Source organism: Campylobacteraceae bacterium, assembly GCA_013215945.1.
GTDB lineage: Bacteria > Campylobacterota > Campylobacteria > Campylobacterales > Arcobacteraceae > NORP36.
The window spans coordinates 28230-42965 of the sequence record JABSOM010000015.1 but is presented as its reverse complement, the minus strand read 5'-3'; the positions used below and the strand labels follow the sequence as shown (position 1 = coordinate 42965).

Annotated in this window: 13 protein-coding genes; 5 read left to right on the top strand and 8 right to left on the bottom strand. The window is 29.0% G+C overall.

The window, feature by feature from the left end:
- Positions 1-203: 203 nt before the first annotated feature.
- On the top strand, positions 204-1118 hold the full coding sequence (cmoB, locus tag HRT41_14000) for a tRNA 5-methoxyuridine(34)/uridine 5-oxyacetic acid(34) synthase CmoB (GenBank protein ID NQY25135.1): 915 nt from the start codon (positions 204-206) through the stop codon (positions 1116-1118).
- Here cmoB and HRT41_13995 read toward each other — a convergent pair.
- The 4 genes from HRT41_13995 to dnaJ all read right to left on the bottom strand — a co-directional run bounded on the left by HRT41_13995 (position 1110) and on the right by dnaJ (position 5090).
- A complete protein-coding gene (locus HRT41_13995) occupies positions 1110-2069 on the bottom strand; it encodes a GGDEF domain-containing protein (protein NQY25134.1) in 960 nt (319 codons plus the stop codon). The two genes, cmoB and HRT41_13995, sit on opposite strands and share 9 nt — an antisense overlap.
- Before the next feature lie 8 nt (positions 2070-2077).
- Positions 2078-2854 (bottom strand): GGDEF domain-containing protein, encoded by a 777-nt coding sequence (locus HRT41_13990; protein NQY25133.1) that lies wholly within the window; start codon positions 2852-2854, stop codon positions 2078-2080.
- 222 nt (positions 2855-3076) lie between these two features.
- The gene (locus HRT41_13985) at positions 3077-3670 is read right to left on the bottom strand and encodes an MBL fold metallo-hydrolase (protein ID NQY25132.1); all 594 of its coding nucleotides are present in this window, start codon (positions 3668-3670) and stop codon (positions 3077-3079) included.
- 295 nt (positions 3671-3965) lie between these two features.
- Positions 3966-5090: a molecular chaperone DnaJ gene (gene dnaJ, locus HRT41_13980; GenBank protein ID NQY25131.1), complete on the bottom strand. Its 1125-nt coding sequence runs from the start codon at positions 5088-5090 to the stop codon at positions 3966-3968.
- A 125-nt stretch (positions 5091-5215) separates the two neighbouring features.
- On the opposite strand from dnaJ, the gene recR reads away from it, so the two are divergent.
- The 4 genes from recR to HRT41_13960 are packed head-to-tail and all read left to right on the top strand — an operon-like array spanning position 5216 to position 8468.
- Positions 5216-5788: a recombination protein RecR gene (recR, locus tag HRT41_13975; GenBank protein NQY25130.1), complete on the top strand. Its 573-nt coding sequence runs from the start codon at positions 5216-5218 to the stop codon at positions 5786-5788.
- On the top strand, positions 5788-5961 hold the full coding sequence (locus HRT41_13970; GenBank protein NQY25129.1) for a uracil-DNA glycosylase: 174 nt from the start codon (positions 5788-5790) through the stop codon (positions 5959-5961). The genes recR and HRT41_13970 overlap by 1 nt, the downstream gene beginning before the upstream one ends.
- 3 nt (positions 5962-5964) lie before the next feature.
- Entirely contained in the window at positions 5965-7491 is a 1527-nt protein-coding gene (locus HRT41_13965) for a PAS domain-containing sensor histidine kinase (GenBank protein ID NQY25128.1), read from the top strand.
- A 53-nt stretch (positions 7492-7544) separates the two neighbouring features.
- Complete coding sequence (locus HRT41_13960; protein NQY25127.1) at positions 7545-8468, top strand: dUTP diphosphatase; 924 nt, start codon at positions 7545-7547, stop codon at positions 8466-8468.
- Between the two features lie 32 nt (positions 8469-8500).
- On the opposite strand, the gene HRT41_13955 is transcribed toward HRT41_13960, so the two are convergent.
- From HRT41_13955 to HRT41_13940, 4 genes are read right to left on the bottom strand one after another with little or no spacing between them, the layout of a single operon-like run.
- Entirely contained in the window at positions 8501-11089 is a 2589-nt protein-coding gene (locus tag HRT41_13955; GenBank protein NQY25126.1) for a peptidase, read from the bottom strand.
- A complete protein-coding gene (locus tag HRT41_13950) occupies positions 11090-12598 on the bottom strand; it encodes a helix-hairpin-helix domain-containing protein (GenBank protein NQY25125.1) in 1509 nt (502 codons plus the stop codon). It lies immediately after the preceding gene.
- Positions 12599-12607: 9 nt separating this feature from the next.
- On the bottom strand, positions 12608-13552 hold the full coding sequence (locus HRT41_13945; protein ID NQY25124.1) for an ATP-grasp domain-containing protein: 945 nt from the start codon (positions 13550-13552) through the stop codon (positions 12608-12610).
- A 10-nt stretch (positions 13553-13562) separates the two neighbouring features.
- Positions 13563-14660 carry a M20 family metallopeptidase gene (locus HRT41_13940; GenBank protein NQY25123.1) on the bottom strand — a complete coding sequence of 366 codons (1098 nt, stop codon included), beginning with the start codon at positions 14658-14660 and terminating at the stop codon, positions 13563-13565.
- Positions 14661-14736 lie beyond the last annotated feature (76 nt).

Sequence of the window (14736 nt, the reverse complement as noted above, 5' to 3'; positions counted from 1 at the left end):
TGTATATAGCGTGTATTTATTTAGTATCAAGATGATTTTAATAACAAATAATTAATGAAGAATTAACTCATTGTTCTAAAAAGACAATTATAACTAAACTTAGGTTTCAAAGGATTGATTTTACTCAATTTATACATAATGTGTGTTTACTTATTCCCTAAAAGTAATGGCAAAGATTTATATACTTTGGCTATACTTCCAAAATGGATATAGAGAAATTAAAATTAAAAAAAGTTAAATGTTTAGAATGGAAAAATGTCAAACCTTGGGTTGATCAATTAAACCGTCTAAAAGAAATGAATATTAGTAGTGAAGACATTAGTCTTAAGGACAGTGTTTGTATTGGAAAAGCAGATGAATTAAACGAAGAAGAGCATGCTGCATTATTAGAAACTGCAAAAACATTGATTCCTTGGAGAAAAGGACCTTTCAATCTTTTTGGACTGGAAATTAATTCTGAATGGCAAAGCAATATTAAATATGATTTAATACGTCCTTTTTTTAATTTAAAAGACAAAGTTGTTGCAGATATTGGCTGTAATAATGGGTATTACATGTTTAGAATGTTAGAAGATAAGCCTAAAAAAATTATTGGTTTTGACCCTGCTCCTTTGCCTATGTTACAGTTTGAATTTATCAATCATTTTTATAAAAGTAATATTGAATATGAAATGTTAGGGGTTGAGCATTTAGAAGCATACAATCATAAATTTGACTTTATTTTTATGTTGGGTGTTTTGTATCACAGACCAGATCCTGTTGGAACACTAAAATCTTTAAACAGAGGATTAAATAAAGGTGGAGAAATTTTAATTGATACTTTTATGATAGATTCAGAAGAAGAAGTAAGTCTAACACCTCATGATAGGTATTCTAAAATACCAAATATCTATTTTATACCAAGTATAAAAGCTTTAAAAAATTGGTTAAACAGAGCAGGGTTTGGAGAGATAGAAGTTTTAGCTACTACTGTTACTTCTAATGAAGAACAAAGAAAAACACCTTGGTCTTTTGATCAAAGTTTGGAAGATTTTTTAGATCCCAATGACTCATCAAAAACCATAGAAGGTTATCCTGCGCCAAAAAGAGTTTATATTAAAGCAAAAACTTTAAAATAAATCAATTGTATCCTCTTCTTTTATCTCTGTAAAATGTTGTAGGGTACTTCTTCCTGTATTTTTAGCTTCATAAAGTGCCATATCCGCATTTTTTATCGCATCATCAATGGATTCATACGTGTGATATAAGGTAAGCCCTATACAAATTGTTTTTTTAAGAATGTATTTTTCATGAACTGTAATTTCAATTTTAGAAAATTCTTCAATGATTTTTTGCGCTGTTTTTTCCACTTCATTTTTAGAAGATGTATTGATTAAAGAAACTAAAAATTCATCTCCTGTTAATCTAGCAACAACATCAAATTCTGAAATATTCCCATGAATCACTTTTGCAAGTTCAATTAGAACCTTATCTCCTACGTCGTAATCAAATTCATCAATAACTGCTTTGAAATGATCAATACCAATCATTAAAAAATAAATACTTGATGTTTTGTTTTTTGATAAAGATAAAAGTTTTTTTACATGTTTTGTTAAGTATTGTCGGTTGTATACATTAGTAACAGAATCAATACTTTGTGATTCTACATAATTTTTCTTAAGGATTCCACTTTGAATAATAGGTGCAATTTGGCTAAAAGCAGCTTCAATCACAGAATAATTACGCTGTAGTATTTCAAAGTGTACTTTTGAGTTGGTATTAAAAGAAACTATTGCATTTAAGTTCGTATGCGTATTTATAATAAAAAACATAGTAAGTTCATCATCAAGATAAAATTCTTCACCTTTTTTATAAATAATACTTTTTGTATTATCATCAATATCAAAGAGTGAAAAGGTTAAATTGTCTACATTAAAATGAATACTTAACCATGTGAAAATATAATCAGCACTTTCTGTTATATTTCTTGCATACATCAATTGATCATTAAGTCCATATATACGTTCCAGTGCAACAAAGGCTCTTTCATCATTTGCAGATTTTTTAATTAGTTCTAATATACTTTTCATTTTTTCTCCTAAAAAAGCTCTAGGCTTGAAGATAACTCTTTTGAATATTGAAAAACTTTTGAGCGTCCAGTATTTCTAGCTTCCAATAATGAAATATCAGAATTTTTAAGTATATCCTCAATTGTAGCAGAATCATTTGGATATAAAGAAACGCCCGCACAAATAGTTTTCTTTAATATTGCACCTTTCTTAAGTAAAAACTCTATTTTTGAAAATTTGTCTACAAGTTTTTGTGCAATAAAACTTGCATTATTTATATTATCAACATTGGGCAAAACAATCAAAAATTCATCTGCTTCCAGATGAATAACGATATCAGAAGTTCGTACTTCTTTAACAAGCATATGTGCCAGTTTAATAAGTACTTCCTCTCCTATATCATAAGAGAATTCTTCAATAATTGCTTTAAAACGGTCAATTCCAATACTTAAAAAACCAATCACGTGTTTTTCTCTTTGAGCAAGAGGCAACATTTTTTCTAAGTGTTGCACTAAATATTTTCTATTGTACAAACCTGTTGTATAGTCAATAAGTTTTAACTTTTTAATGGTATCGTTTAAATAAATGGTATATACCATATTTGACAAAAACAAGGTCAGATTTTTAAGTATTTCACTGGTGTTTTCTATTTCTTCTACACTTATCTTATCGTTATAGAAAAGATCAAAACTGATATCAACATCATTATTAAGAGTGTAGCTAAGAAAGAGAGAACTCTTTGAAATAGAACCATGTTTTACACTGAATAATAATTCTTTTTTTACTTTACTTTTATCTTTAATCAAAAGCTCAAAAGAATTTATTGAATAATTATTGTGAAAAAAATCATTTAGAAGCCCGTAGGTTTCATTGATATTTTTATTATTAATTATTTTTTCTTCTAAGATTAAGAGTTTTTCTTTATCTTTGGTTTTTAGGCAAGTAAGTTCTTTAATAATATTTCTTTTTATAATTTACCTTTCATTGACAAACAAATAATATTTAATAGCATTTTATTATAATTTCACTTATAGGTAATTTAGCCACTGCACTAAAGAGTTATTTTCTGCTTTTAATGTAGTAGAAATACCATGTCCAGGATGAATATTGTAGTCCTTTTCCCAAGAAAGTACTTTTTTAAGAGAATGTTTCATATCTTCAACATTTGAATAAGGAAAATCACAGCGACCAATACTGTCTTTAAAAATAAAATCTCCTGAAAACAAATCTTTGTCAATTTGAATCATCGAACAACCAGGTGTATGTCCTGGAAAAAAATGAAACTTAATTTTAATACCTTGTATTTCAATTTCTTCATCTTCTTCTATTTCAACATCAGCAGCAGAATGTGGCATTCCCAAACCATAAGAATCCATGCTTAACATAAAAATATCTTTTTTAGGGGTATGCAGTTTAATATTATACGTTTTACAAACAATATCATTGGACCAAACATGATCAAAATGTCCATGGGTATTTAAAACAGCAATTGGATTGTTCACCTGTTCTTTTATCCAGGGCAGTGAATTCATTCCAGGGTCAATAATTAAATCTTTATCATTAATAGTTACTATATAACAATTGGTTTGATAATCACCCATTGCTTGTACCTTTATTTGCATTTAAATCCTTCTTCTTCTATTCATATTATAACAATTTGGAGGAAACAACTTGCTTATTTTTACTAAAAACACTACTTCTTGGTAAATAAAAAGTGCCAAATGTGTTAAGAAAGGATAAATATGAAAGAAAAAACGTTTAAAAGTGAGCAGATAAAATTATTATTTTAGTTTTAATTTGTAAAAAATTTAAAGAGTAGGGTGGATAAATTAGGATGAATGTATTTTTAATTAGTATAATAACTTTAGAAAAACTGAAAATTACAGGAGTGTGTAATTTTCAGCTTAATAAAATTGATTATTTAAACCAGTTTTTTACTTTATCGAACATTGAATCAAAATTACGTTCATGTGGTTTACTTTGTGCACCAAAAGATTCTTGAAGTTTTTCAAGTAAATCTTTTTGTTCAGTGTTTAAAGTACTTGGATATTTAATTTTAATTTGTACGACTAAACTTCCAATGCCATAACCTTGAACCGATTTAACCCCTTCGTTCTTAAAGTTAAATTGTTCTTTGTCTTTTGTACCAGCAGGTATTTTAAGCTCTAATTCCCCTCTTAAAGAAGGAATGGTAATACTAGCGCCCAATGCAACTTGTGTGAAAAAGATAGGAACTTCAATATAAATATCATCATCATGTCTTACAAAATGTTTGTCTTCTTTTACTGATATTTGTAAATATAAATCCCCTCTTGTATTATCAGGTGCAATATTTCCTTTGTCTGAAATTCTTATTCGGTTTCCATCGTTTACACCTTCTGGAATAGATACTTCAAAACTGCTTTTTTCTTCTTTAAATCCATGACCAAAACATTTTTTACATTTTGCACTAACACTTTGTCCACTTCCTTCACAAGTAGGGCAGGCTTGCGCAAAAGTCATAAACCCTTGTCTCATATGAACTTGACCTTGTCCTTTACACGTAGAACAAGTACTTAGTTTTGCATCTTTAGCCCCTGTTCCTTTACAAGGCTCACAAGCTGTTTTAAATGTATATTTAATCTCTTTTTTACAGCCAAATACTGCTTCATTAAATTCTATATTAATTTCAACTGCAATATCAAGATTGTATTTATATGTTTTTGCGGCAGAACGTCTTTGACCCCCACCACCAAAGGAAGAACCAAACATTTCTTCAAAAACAGAACCAAGGTCATCAAAACCACCAGAGAAACCACCTCTTTGTTGTCCATGACCTTCTAATCCTTCTTTTCCATGTCGGTCGTAAATTGAGCGTTTTTCATCATCGCTTAATACTTGATATGCTTCATTAATCATTTTAAATATTTCTTCAGCTTCAGAATCTCCTGGATTTTTGTCAGGATGATATTTTTTTGCCATATTTCTGTAAGCTTTTTTAATAGTACTTTTATCTGCATTTTTACTAATTTCTAATAATTCGTAATAATCTTTGTTAATCAATTAGTAACTCCTAGTTTTTATGCGATTTTATCTAAAATAAGATAAAAATAAGATATAAAACGAATAATATAGAAATAATAAACGCATCTTACTTATGTTTAAAAATTATTTGATATAATTCGCCTATGAAAAAAGGATTAGAGAAATTTTATGATTTGGTTGAAGCTTTTGAGGCTTTACCAAGCATTGGTAAAAAATCAGCATTACGTTTAGCGTATCATATTTTAATGAACGATAATTATTTAGGAATTAAAATAGCACATAGCATTGAAAATGCACTTAAAAGTATTAAAAAATGCCAAGAGTGTGGATGTATGAGCGAGCATGAGATTTGTGAGATTTGTTTAGATGATACAAGAAATGCACAAATACTCTGTTTGGTACAAAGTGCTAAGGATATTTTTGTAATAGAAGAATCAAAACAGTTTAAAGGAAAATATTTTGTAATTGAAGAATTAGAGCAAGAAAGTTTGTCTTTATTACTTTCTTATGTGCAAAATAATAAAGTAAATGATATTTTATTTGCACTTACTCCTTCTTTATCGAATGACGCTTTTATTTTGTTTATAGAAGATAAACTTCAAAACTTTGATATCAGTTTTACAAAAATAGCACAAGGCGTACCGACAGGTGTTTCTTTAGAGAATGTTGATATTTTATCTTTAGCAAAAGCCATACAAAGTAAGGTTGTTATTTAATGAATAGAAAAATAGTATGCCAAAAATGTTTATATTATTTTGTAACTTGGCAAAGTAAACAACCCCATGGCTGTAAAGCTTATAATTTTAAATCAAAAACAATTCCTTCTGTAATAGTTAAGCGCTCAAGTGGAATTGATTGCTGTTTTTTTACTTTAAAAAACCAAGGTTAAATGATGTCTGAACTTATAAATCCTATACGCGTACTTACTGGTAATCAAAGAACCATTATTAAATATTGGCTAGAAAATGAAAGCTTATGTACTTTATTGCATAAAAAACAAATTATTATAAAAGATTTTTTAAGAAACTATGCTTTGCCTCTTCTAAATTATTACATACGTGCATTAAAAGAAGAAACACTTTATATAAACAAAGAATTTTCTTCTAAACTAATTGAATTTTTTAGAGAAAAAGACCTAAACGCGGGAGAGGTTTTTTCCATATATAATGATATTAAAAAAGCCATATTAGATGTATTGTATATTAATAATATAGACTCATATATAGTATTTAAGCGTATAAATTTTATTTTTGAGAAAAATATTTCTTTTATATTAGTTTCTTACACTAAAAACAATACAAACAATTTAAAAAAGATGGAACCTGAAGATTTTGAATTAGAACACGCAAAAAACATTGAGATAATCGATAAAAATATTCTTTTGTGCAAATTAGATAAAAATTTCAAGTTTACCTATGTCTCAAGCGCATACTGTGACTTAAGTTTGTATTCAAAAGATGAACTTTTAGGAAATATGTACGATTTTTTGAAATACAGTAAAAAAGAAGATATTCTTTATAAAGAATTAATTACTGTACTTAAAAAAGGAAAAAAACATCAAACAGAGTTAAAATGCAGAAAAAAAGACGGTACTTTTTATTACTTGAATGTTTATATTGTTCCTTTAATAAATGAAAAAGGTCTTTTGCTTTCTTATGAAATTATAGAACATGATATATCTTTGGAAAAAGCGCTAGAAGAACAACAAGAAATGTTTATTGAACAAAGTAAGAGTGCAGCCGTGGGAGAAATGATTTCTATGATTGCACATCAATGGAGACAACCTCTTCAAGCTATTTCTATTTTGATCCAAAAATTACCTTTAACTAAAATGATGGACGGAGAAATTCCTGATGATGTTTTAGACCAAGTTGTTAGTGATTCCAATATGCAACTTGAATATATGTCAAAAACAATAGATGATTTTAGGGATTTTCTTAAACCAAATATTAAAAAAGAAAGTATTATTGTTAAAAATTTAGTGTTAAAAGTAAAAGATTTTTTATCCTATATGTTAACGCTTGATTCTATTGAATTAATCATACACAATGATGACGAGAATGCACAAATGACCATACATGTAAATGAGGTAGTTCAAGTGTTAATTAATATTGTTAAAAATGCTCAAGATGCACTCCTTAGCAATAAAAAAGACAAGAGAGAAATCACTATTCATTCTTGTGTTCAAAACAATTATGTAATAATTAAAATTCAAGATAATGCAGGTGGCATTGATGACAAAGTAATTAAAAAAATATTTGATGCTTATTTCTCTACGAAAGACGATAAAAATGGTACAGGCTTGGGACTGTTTATGAGCAAGAAAATTATTGAAGATCGTAATAAAGGTTTTTTAACTGCTTATAACAATGAAGATGGTGCAGTTTTTGAAATACAACTTGAAGAAAGTAACAATTAATTAAAGTTTTTGTACAATTAGCCTTAAATTTCTAGTAATTGTAGGAGAACATTTTGTTATATGAAGAATTAAAAGTTGTTAGTAAATCTTTAGGGTTTGTAAGTATTGAAGATTTTGCTAAATACGTTGGAAAAACATCTTCAGATGTTTTAGTTTGGGAAGAAAAAGATGAAATTCCATACACTATTTCATTGATTGTACACTTGTTAAAGGGTGATATTGAGCTTCCCAGCAATGGTGCTTTAGATAACTTAGTCGAAGAATGTTTACCCCTTGCTTCTTTATTAGAAGAAGCCTCAAGCTTTCCTCACAAACTAGAAGAAATGTTTTTATTACAAAAACAATTAAATGATTCAACCAATGGTCCTAATTGGGAATTAGGTCTTAATAAACATGGAAAAGAAATCAATTGGTTAAGATGTATTCATATGGAAGTAGCAGAACTCATTGACTCAACTCCATGGAAACATTGGAAAAATATTAATGCAAAACCAGATATGAATAATATTCATGTCGAATTAGTTGATATTTGGCATTTTTTAATGTCTTATATTTTGCAAGAAACAAATGTACCTAGAGCTGTTTCTTTGGTTAATACTCATTGTATATATGAAGCCAATGAAGAAATAGATCCAAAAATAATGGTAACTGAGGCTGAAAAACTTTCTTATATCGCCATTGCTATTCAAACAGGAAATATTCCTTCGTTCTCTGGAATTGAGCGATTTATTGACCAATTTTTTAGAGCCTGCAAAATATCTGGACTTTCTTTTAAATGGTTACAAAAACTCTATATTGGAAAAAACTGTTTAAACAAATTCAGACAAGACAACGGGTATAAAGAAGGTTCTTATATAAAAATTTGGAATGGAGAGGAAGACAATGTTGTAATGGTTTCTATTCTGGAAAAAATGCAAGATGTGTCTTTTGATTATTTATACGATAAACTTGGCGATCACTACGCTATGTGTAAATAAATCTTTTATTTAAAAAATAAGTAGTTTCCTACTTATTTTTTTGCTTCGTATCTTATAAAAACAGGTTTTGAATAGTTGGGTACATCATCATATGTAAAAATAGCATAGTATTTTGAAATATCCTTTGAACCAAACTCATCATAAGTAAACTCGTCATTTCCTGCATAAAGTTTTTGTCCATCAACCTGTGACAGGGGTGCTCTGTATGGATTCTTTATAACTAAAACTCCTTTTAGTTCTTTATCTTTTGGATTTTCCCAAATAATCTTCACTTTTCCGTTATCATTAATTATTTTTGCATTTTCTACTTCTTTTATAGGAAATCTTCTTTTTGTAATATGTTCAATAATAAGTTTGGGTGCTAAATCATTGTTTAAAAGTTCCCATGAAATTGTTTTGTTTTTAATAAACTTTTTTGAAGAAGTGGCTTTTAAAATAAAAGAGACATCTACTTTGTTTTTTAATTTTTTATTAAGTTCTATTTGTGCAAAAGAATCAAACATAAAATACTGAGTTTGATTGTTTTTGAGTTCATTTGCACTAACATCGTAACCAATGTTTTGAATAATTTCTCTCTTACTAATTGATTTATAACTTTTACCTGTATTTTCATCTATAAATTCTAAATGAAAGCGAATATCGTCTTTTATGTAAATTGCTTTTGAATTTAATTCAAAATAAGCCTTTGTAATCATTGTATAATCATAAGCAGGCAAAGAAGATAAATTAAATTCAAAAAATGAATATATCTTTTTACCTTGATCATCAAAACCACAGGTGGCAACATTATTTAAAATACTTTTATTAGATATCGTATGTACTTCTTTTGGATACAGCGTAGTAATATTAGTATCTACATGATAGGTAAGTTCTATTCTTGGTCTGTATGTTAATCCAAAACCAAATTTCCCATAGCCAATATCCCATTGCATCATTTGTTTGTTTCGTGCAATTTTAAGCTCTTTGGGACCTTCTACTCGTAATACAATTTGATCATTTTTTATAAATTTTTTCAAAGCAAGGCACTCAATTCCGGACAAGTGCCAGCTTCTCCATATACCTTGCGTTAATTGGGAAGATTGTGTAGCTTGACCAATATAAGATATAATTTCCATATCATTAACATCATCAAAATTAGTAATATCACCCATAGTATCTTGATTAACAATTCCTACATTCCATTCACCATATTTTTCAATAGTAGTAGAAACTCTATTAATAGGATAAAGATTAAAACTAGCCGATTTAATAATGGCATTAGCTGCCAATGTTTTAACATTAATAGTAATTAGAGCATAAGATATGCCTTTATTCTCATCAATACCAACAAATAAGGAATTAATACCAAAGTGTTTGTCATTGTTTTTTAAGTTTTCAGATACATAACCTGTTGTTGCTGCGCTGGCGTAATAAGTTCTCGAAAACTCATCAAATTCCAAAGAAGTTTTTACTCTAATTTGAGGGAAAAAAGGTGATTTAACTTTTGTTTTTTTGTTTACTGCACGAATATTGTAAAAATAATCTTTGTTTGATTCCAGATTTATATCGCTAAAACTATGGCTTTGTGTTTGTGCAAGTAAGTTAGCATCCATACAAAACTTTTTATTTTCATTGCTTCTATACACTTCAAAATATATGTTCTCATCTTTTTTATATTCCCAGATTAAATCAACATGAGAAGATCCAATATCACTTACTTCAAAACTTTTAACTCTAAGTACATTCGAATCTTTTTTATAATTAGGCACTTCTTTTACCGCACTTAATAATGCGGGAATATGTTCTCTTAAGTTTTCGTTCATATCTTCCATATAATCGCTTATATTTCGTGTTCCTACTTCTACCACACTTGAAATAATACCTTTTGAATAATAAAATTCTCTTCCACTTCCAGAAATTAGTTTAGCAGGTGGTTTTCCTTGATGAATCCCATATTCTCTGCCAGATATTTTTCTAATCTCTTCAGCCATATTTGCACATAATATATTCATATCACTTGTATCTAGAGTATCTTCATGCCTAAAATCATGAGCAGGGAAAAAAACATTTCCTTGGGAATGGTAATCAAGCGCAATGGTTATATTCTTATGTGCTAAAACAAAGTCTCTTAAGGCTTGCGATTCGGGTTCAGAGAAAGGATTAGGACCTCCATAAATATTGGAGTTCGTTTTTGTACTGGAAATAAAACCAATGGGAAAATTTCTGTTTAAATCCACACCAAAAGTTCCATCAGCATTAACTCTTCTGTTTTTTCTCCAAAAAGAAAAATGATTTCTAGAATATTCATAACCATCAGGATTTGCACAAGGAACCATATAAATAGTTGCTTTCTCTAAATATTCTTGCAGCATTAAATCATGTTCTAAGTTTTCTAGGATGTATTTAGTAAACTCAATTGCTAATTCATGTCCTACCCACTCTCTTGCATGAATAGTTCCTGTGAAAAACAGAGCAGGTTTTTTATGCGCATTTTTTATATCGCTTGATATGGTAATTAAATTAATATCTCTTTTTTCCCATGTTTTTCCGATAGTTTCAAGTGTAAAGTGTTTTTCATAATCTTTTGCATACTTTGTAAATATCTCAGTGGATTGAGCATATGATCTATAAAGTTGTTTCAATTATTTATCCTCTATCTTAAATCTTGATTTAAGTTCCGAAAATTTATTTTTTCCAATTCCCGCAATATGTTTAAGATCATCAAGTGAAGTAAACTTACCTAACTTTTCTTTTTCATTTAAAATTATAGCTGCCAATTTTGAGCCAATACCTTTGATTTTTGTCAAGGTTTTTTTACTGGCATCATTTAAATTAAAGCGCATATCTTCAAAATCATCATTCCAAGAAGAAATCAATTGTGCATCAATAGCTTCTAAATCAAGTAAATCAGAAGGATCAGTAATAATATTGTCTTTTTGATATTCCAAAATTTCTATTGCTAAATCTTCTTCCATTGCATAAAGTGTCATGATATCTGTCAAGTTTGCTGTATTTAAATTAATTTTAGTGAAAAACACTTCTTTTGATTCTTTTGTATTTTTTAGCAGTTCCTTGGCAATTGGCAAATCTTCTGGTTTAATAGAAGCAGGAAGATCACTTTCTACGCTTTCAAGCGTTCGTTCCATGTCGAAATTGTCTTCTTTGTCATTTATATACCATTCTCCATCAGCAGATGGTTTATAAGCAGAAAATCCTATATGTCTCATAGTTCTTAATAAATCAGGATTTATCTTGCCAAGTTCTTCCCAAGAAAATAAAGGCACATGAGGTTTAGGAAATTTTCCTTGTGAAAAATCCCACATTAAATATTGACAAATCCAATCTCTAATATAAGGAAAAGCAGCAAAAGCAGTAGCGCATTCTAAAATATATGGTTCATCTGTTTTAGCATCAATTGCAATATCACAAGCCCAATACTCCGCTTTTGCAGCTTTTGATGCTTTAACGGCTAATTCAAGTGAAGACATGGGAACATTTTCATAAGACATTGAACCCCCTTGAGAAGTGTTGGTTATCCATTCTCCTTCTCCTGAAAATCTCCAAAAAGCACAAACAGGCTTATGTCCAATTAACATTATTCTTAAATCTCCAGAGTACTTTAAATCAATAGCATTCTGCGTATAAACAGGAGAGTATTTTTTTTCTTTAACTAAAGAAAGAGCTTCTTTTACATTATTCACTTTATGTACAAAATAACCTCCATAATTTGAAGGGCCATAGGATTTTTTTATTATCTGAGGATATGTTGCACTTTTTCTAAAATACTCAAAAGCTTTTTTTTCATCATAAAAGATTTCTGTTTTTGGAATAGCTAAATCGTACTTTTTACAAAATAACGTTACATTCTCTTTTGATTTATTAGGAAACTGTGTTTCTAAAGAGGGAACAAAACGCACATCTGACAATTCTTTGGCTATTTGAACAAAAGTATCGTAGGCAGTTGCGGGAATATTCCCAATTAAAATATTAATTTTCTTTCTTTTCACTTCTTTAATGAAACGTTTTTTGTCATTTTTCCAATGATAGGTAACTTCTTCAATTTTTTCAGGCCAAGCCTTAAAATTTGAATAATCAAAAAATCTTAGCACGTAATCCATATATAAAAAACCTATTGTTGGTAACTTTTTCATCATTTTTCCTTATTTTAATCTTCTATTTTTTCTTTTTCTTCGTTCTTTTTCAACTTTAATTGTTTTTTTCTCAATTAAATCAACTATTAAATCAATTTTTTTGTCATTAAAATTTAAACCCATTTTTTCTTGCTCAGGTGTAGCAAAAGCAGGAATACCATTGACTTCTAACACAATATATTCTTCTTTTTCTCTGTCATAAATAATATCAACACCTGCAATATCTAAGCCTGTAACCAAAGTAGCTTTTTTAGCCAAAGCTACTACCTCATCATTTGCTTCTCTATTAAATACACTTCCTCCACTTGTAATATTGGTTCTCCAGTCATTTCCACCCGCTTTCCTTCCATAACACCCTACAAACTCACCATTAACAATATCTACCCTATAATCCGTATTATCATAATCAATAAATTTTTCAACATAAAAATAGCGTAAATCCATTTGATTTAAAAAAGGCATTAACATGTCGAGTGTTTCTTGTGAGTCAATTTTAGTAAGTCCTCTACCTCCCCATCCATCTGTGGGTTTATACACCATTTTATTCCATTTTTTCATAATAGATTTAAGATGATGGGTATCATCTCTGTGACAAAGTTTATAATCTGCTGTTTGCACCCCATTGTGTCTTAATAAAAAAGCGGTTTGAAATTTATCTTCGCTTAGTTCAAACGAATTGTATTCATTAATCATTGGAATAACATTGTTTAGTGCTTTATATATATACAGTTGATATTGTGTTTGCTCTCCCGCATTATAAGAAAACATTAAATCTAATTTATCAAGTTTTATGCCATTATGGATTATATGTCCATTCTTAGCAATGGCTTCTCTTAGATTAATATCGCTTAAAACATCTATATATCTTTCTTTAAGTTTATCTATAAGCTTATTTTGAATAATATCTCCACCACCATTAGAATACATCCACATAGCTATTTTTTTTCTGTCCATAATAATTCCTTTACTTACTAACTTGAAAATGACTTAATATTTGTGTCATTAAATTTATTCGTTTTTCAAATGATTTTAAACAGGCTCTTTCTTTTACTGTATGGTCCCCATCACCAAAAGGGCCAAAACCATCTAAGGTAGTAGTCCCTTGTGATGCAATTATATTTGCATCACTTACTCCACCTCTTTTTTCGCAAAATAATTTTTCACCAGAAATAGCCTCTATTTTAGTAATTAACAATTCTTGTTTATCATTAGCCTCCATTACATCTCTTTGTATAGCGCCACTTAAAACTGCTTTTGAACCTTCTACATAAGAAGTATTACAAATATCATGTAAAGCACTTAATAGTCTGTTCTTCTCTTCATTTTGGGTGTATCTTATCTCCAGAGTAATGCTGGCTTTTGGAGAAATAGTATTGGCACCAATACCTCCTTTTATTTTTCCAACATTACAAGTAGTACCTTTTTTTAGGTTTGTAAGTTTTACCAGTTCTTGCAGTTTATAAGAAGCCTCTAAATTGGCATCAACTCCTTTTTCATAGTTATTTCCAGCATGTGCTGCCAAACCTTCTATATCAATAGTAAACGTACCTACACCTTTACGTGCATTAACTACTTCTTCTTTAATTCCCGCAGCTTCAAAAACAAAACAGTAATCGTAGTTTTTTGCAATACTTGAGCTTAAATTTTTTGAATCATCACTTCCTGACTCTTCATCAGATACCAGTAAAAAATCAATATTGTGTATAGCTCTGTTTGTTTCATAGATATTTCTTAGTGCTTGCAAAGCAACTATATTTCCACCTTTCATATCACAAACTCCTGGCCCATATATCCATTGCTCATCTTTATTAAAACCTTCAAAGGTATTGGGCGGGAAAACAGTATCGTTATGGCCTAAAAGCAGAATCTTTGGTAAATTGGCTTTTTTAGAAGTTGTATGCAACAAATGATTACCAATTAAGTCTCTTTCATATACTGTAGTTTCAAAACCTATATCTTCAAGCCATAAGGACATTATTTCACCTACTTTATCAACACCTTCTTTATTTTTTGTATAAGAATTGATAGTTATAATTTTTTCAAGATCGTGTATATATTTCATGATTCTCCTTTCTTGCAATTATTCATTTTGACGTTTAAAATATAATACTACTATATAATTTAATATATTATTCTTA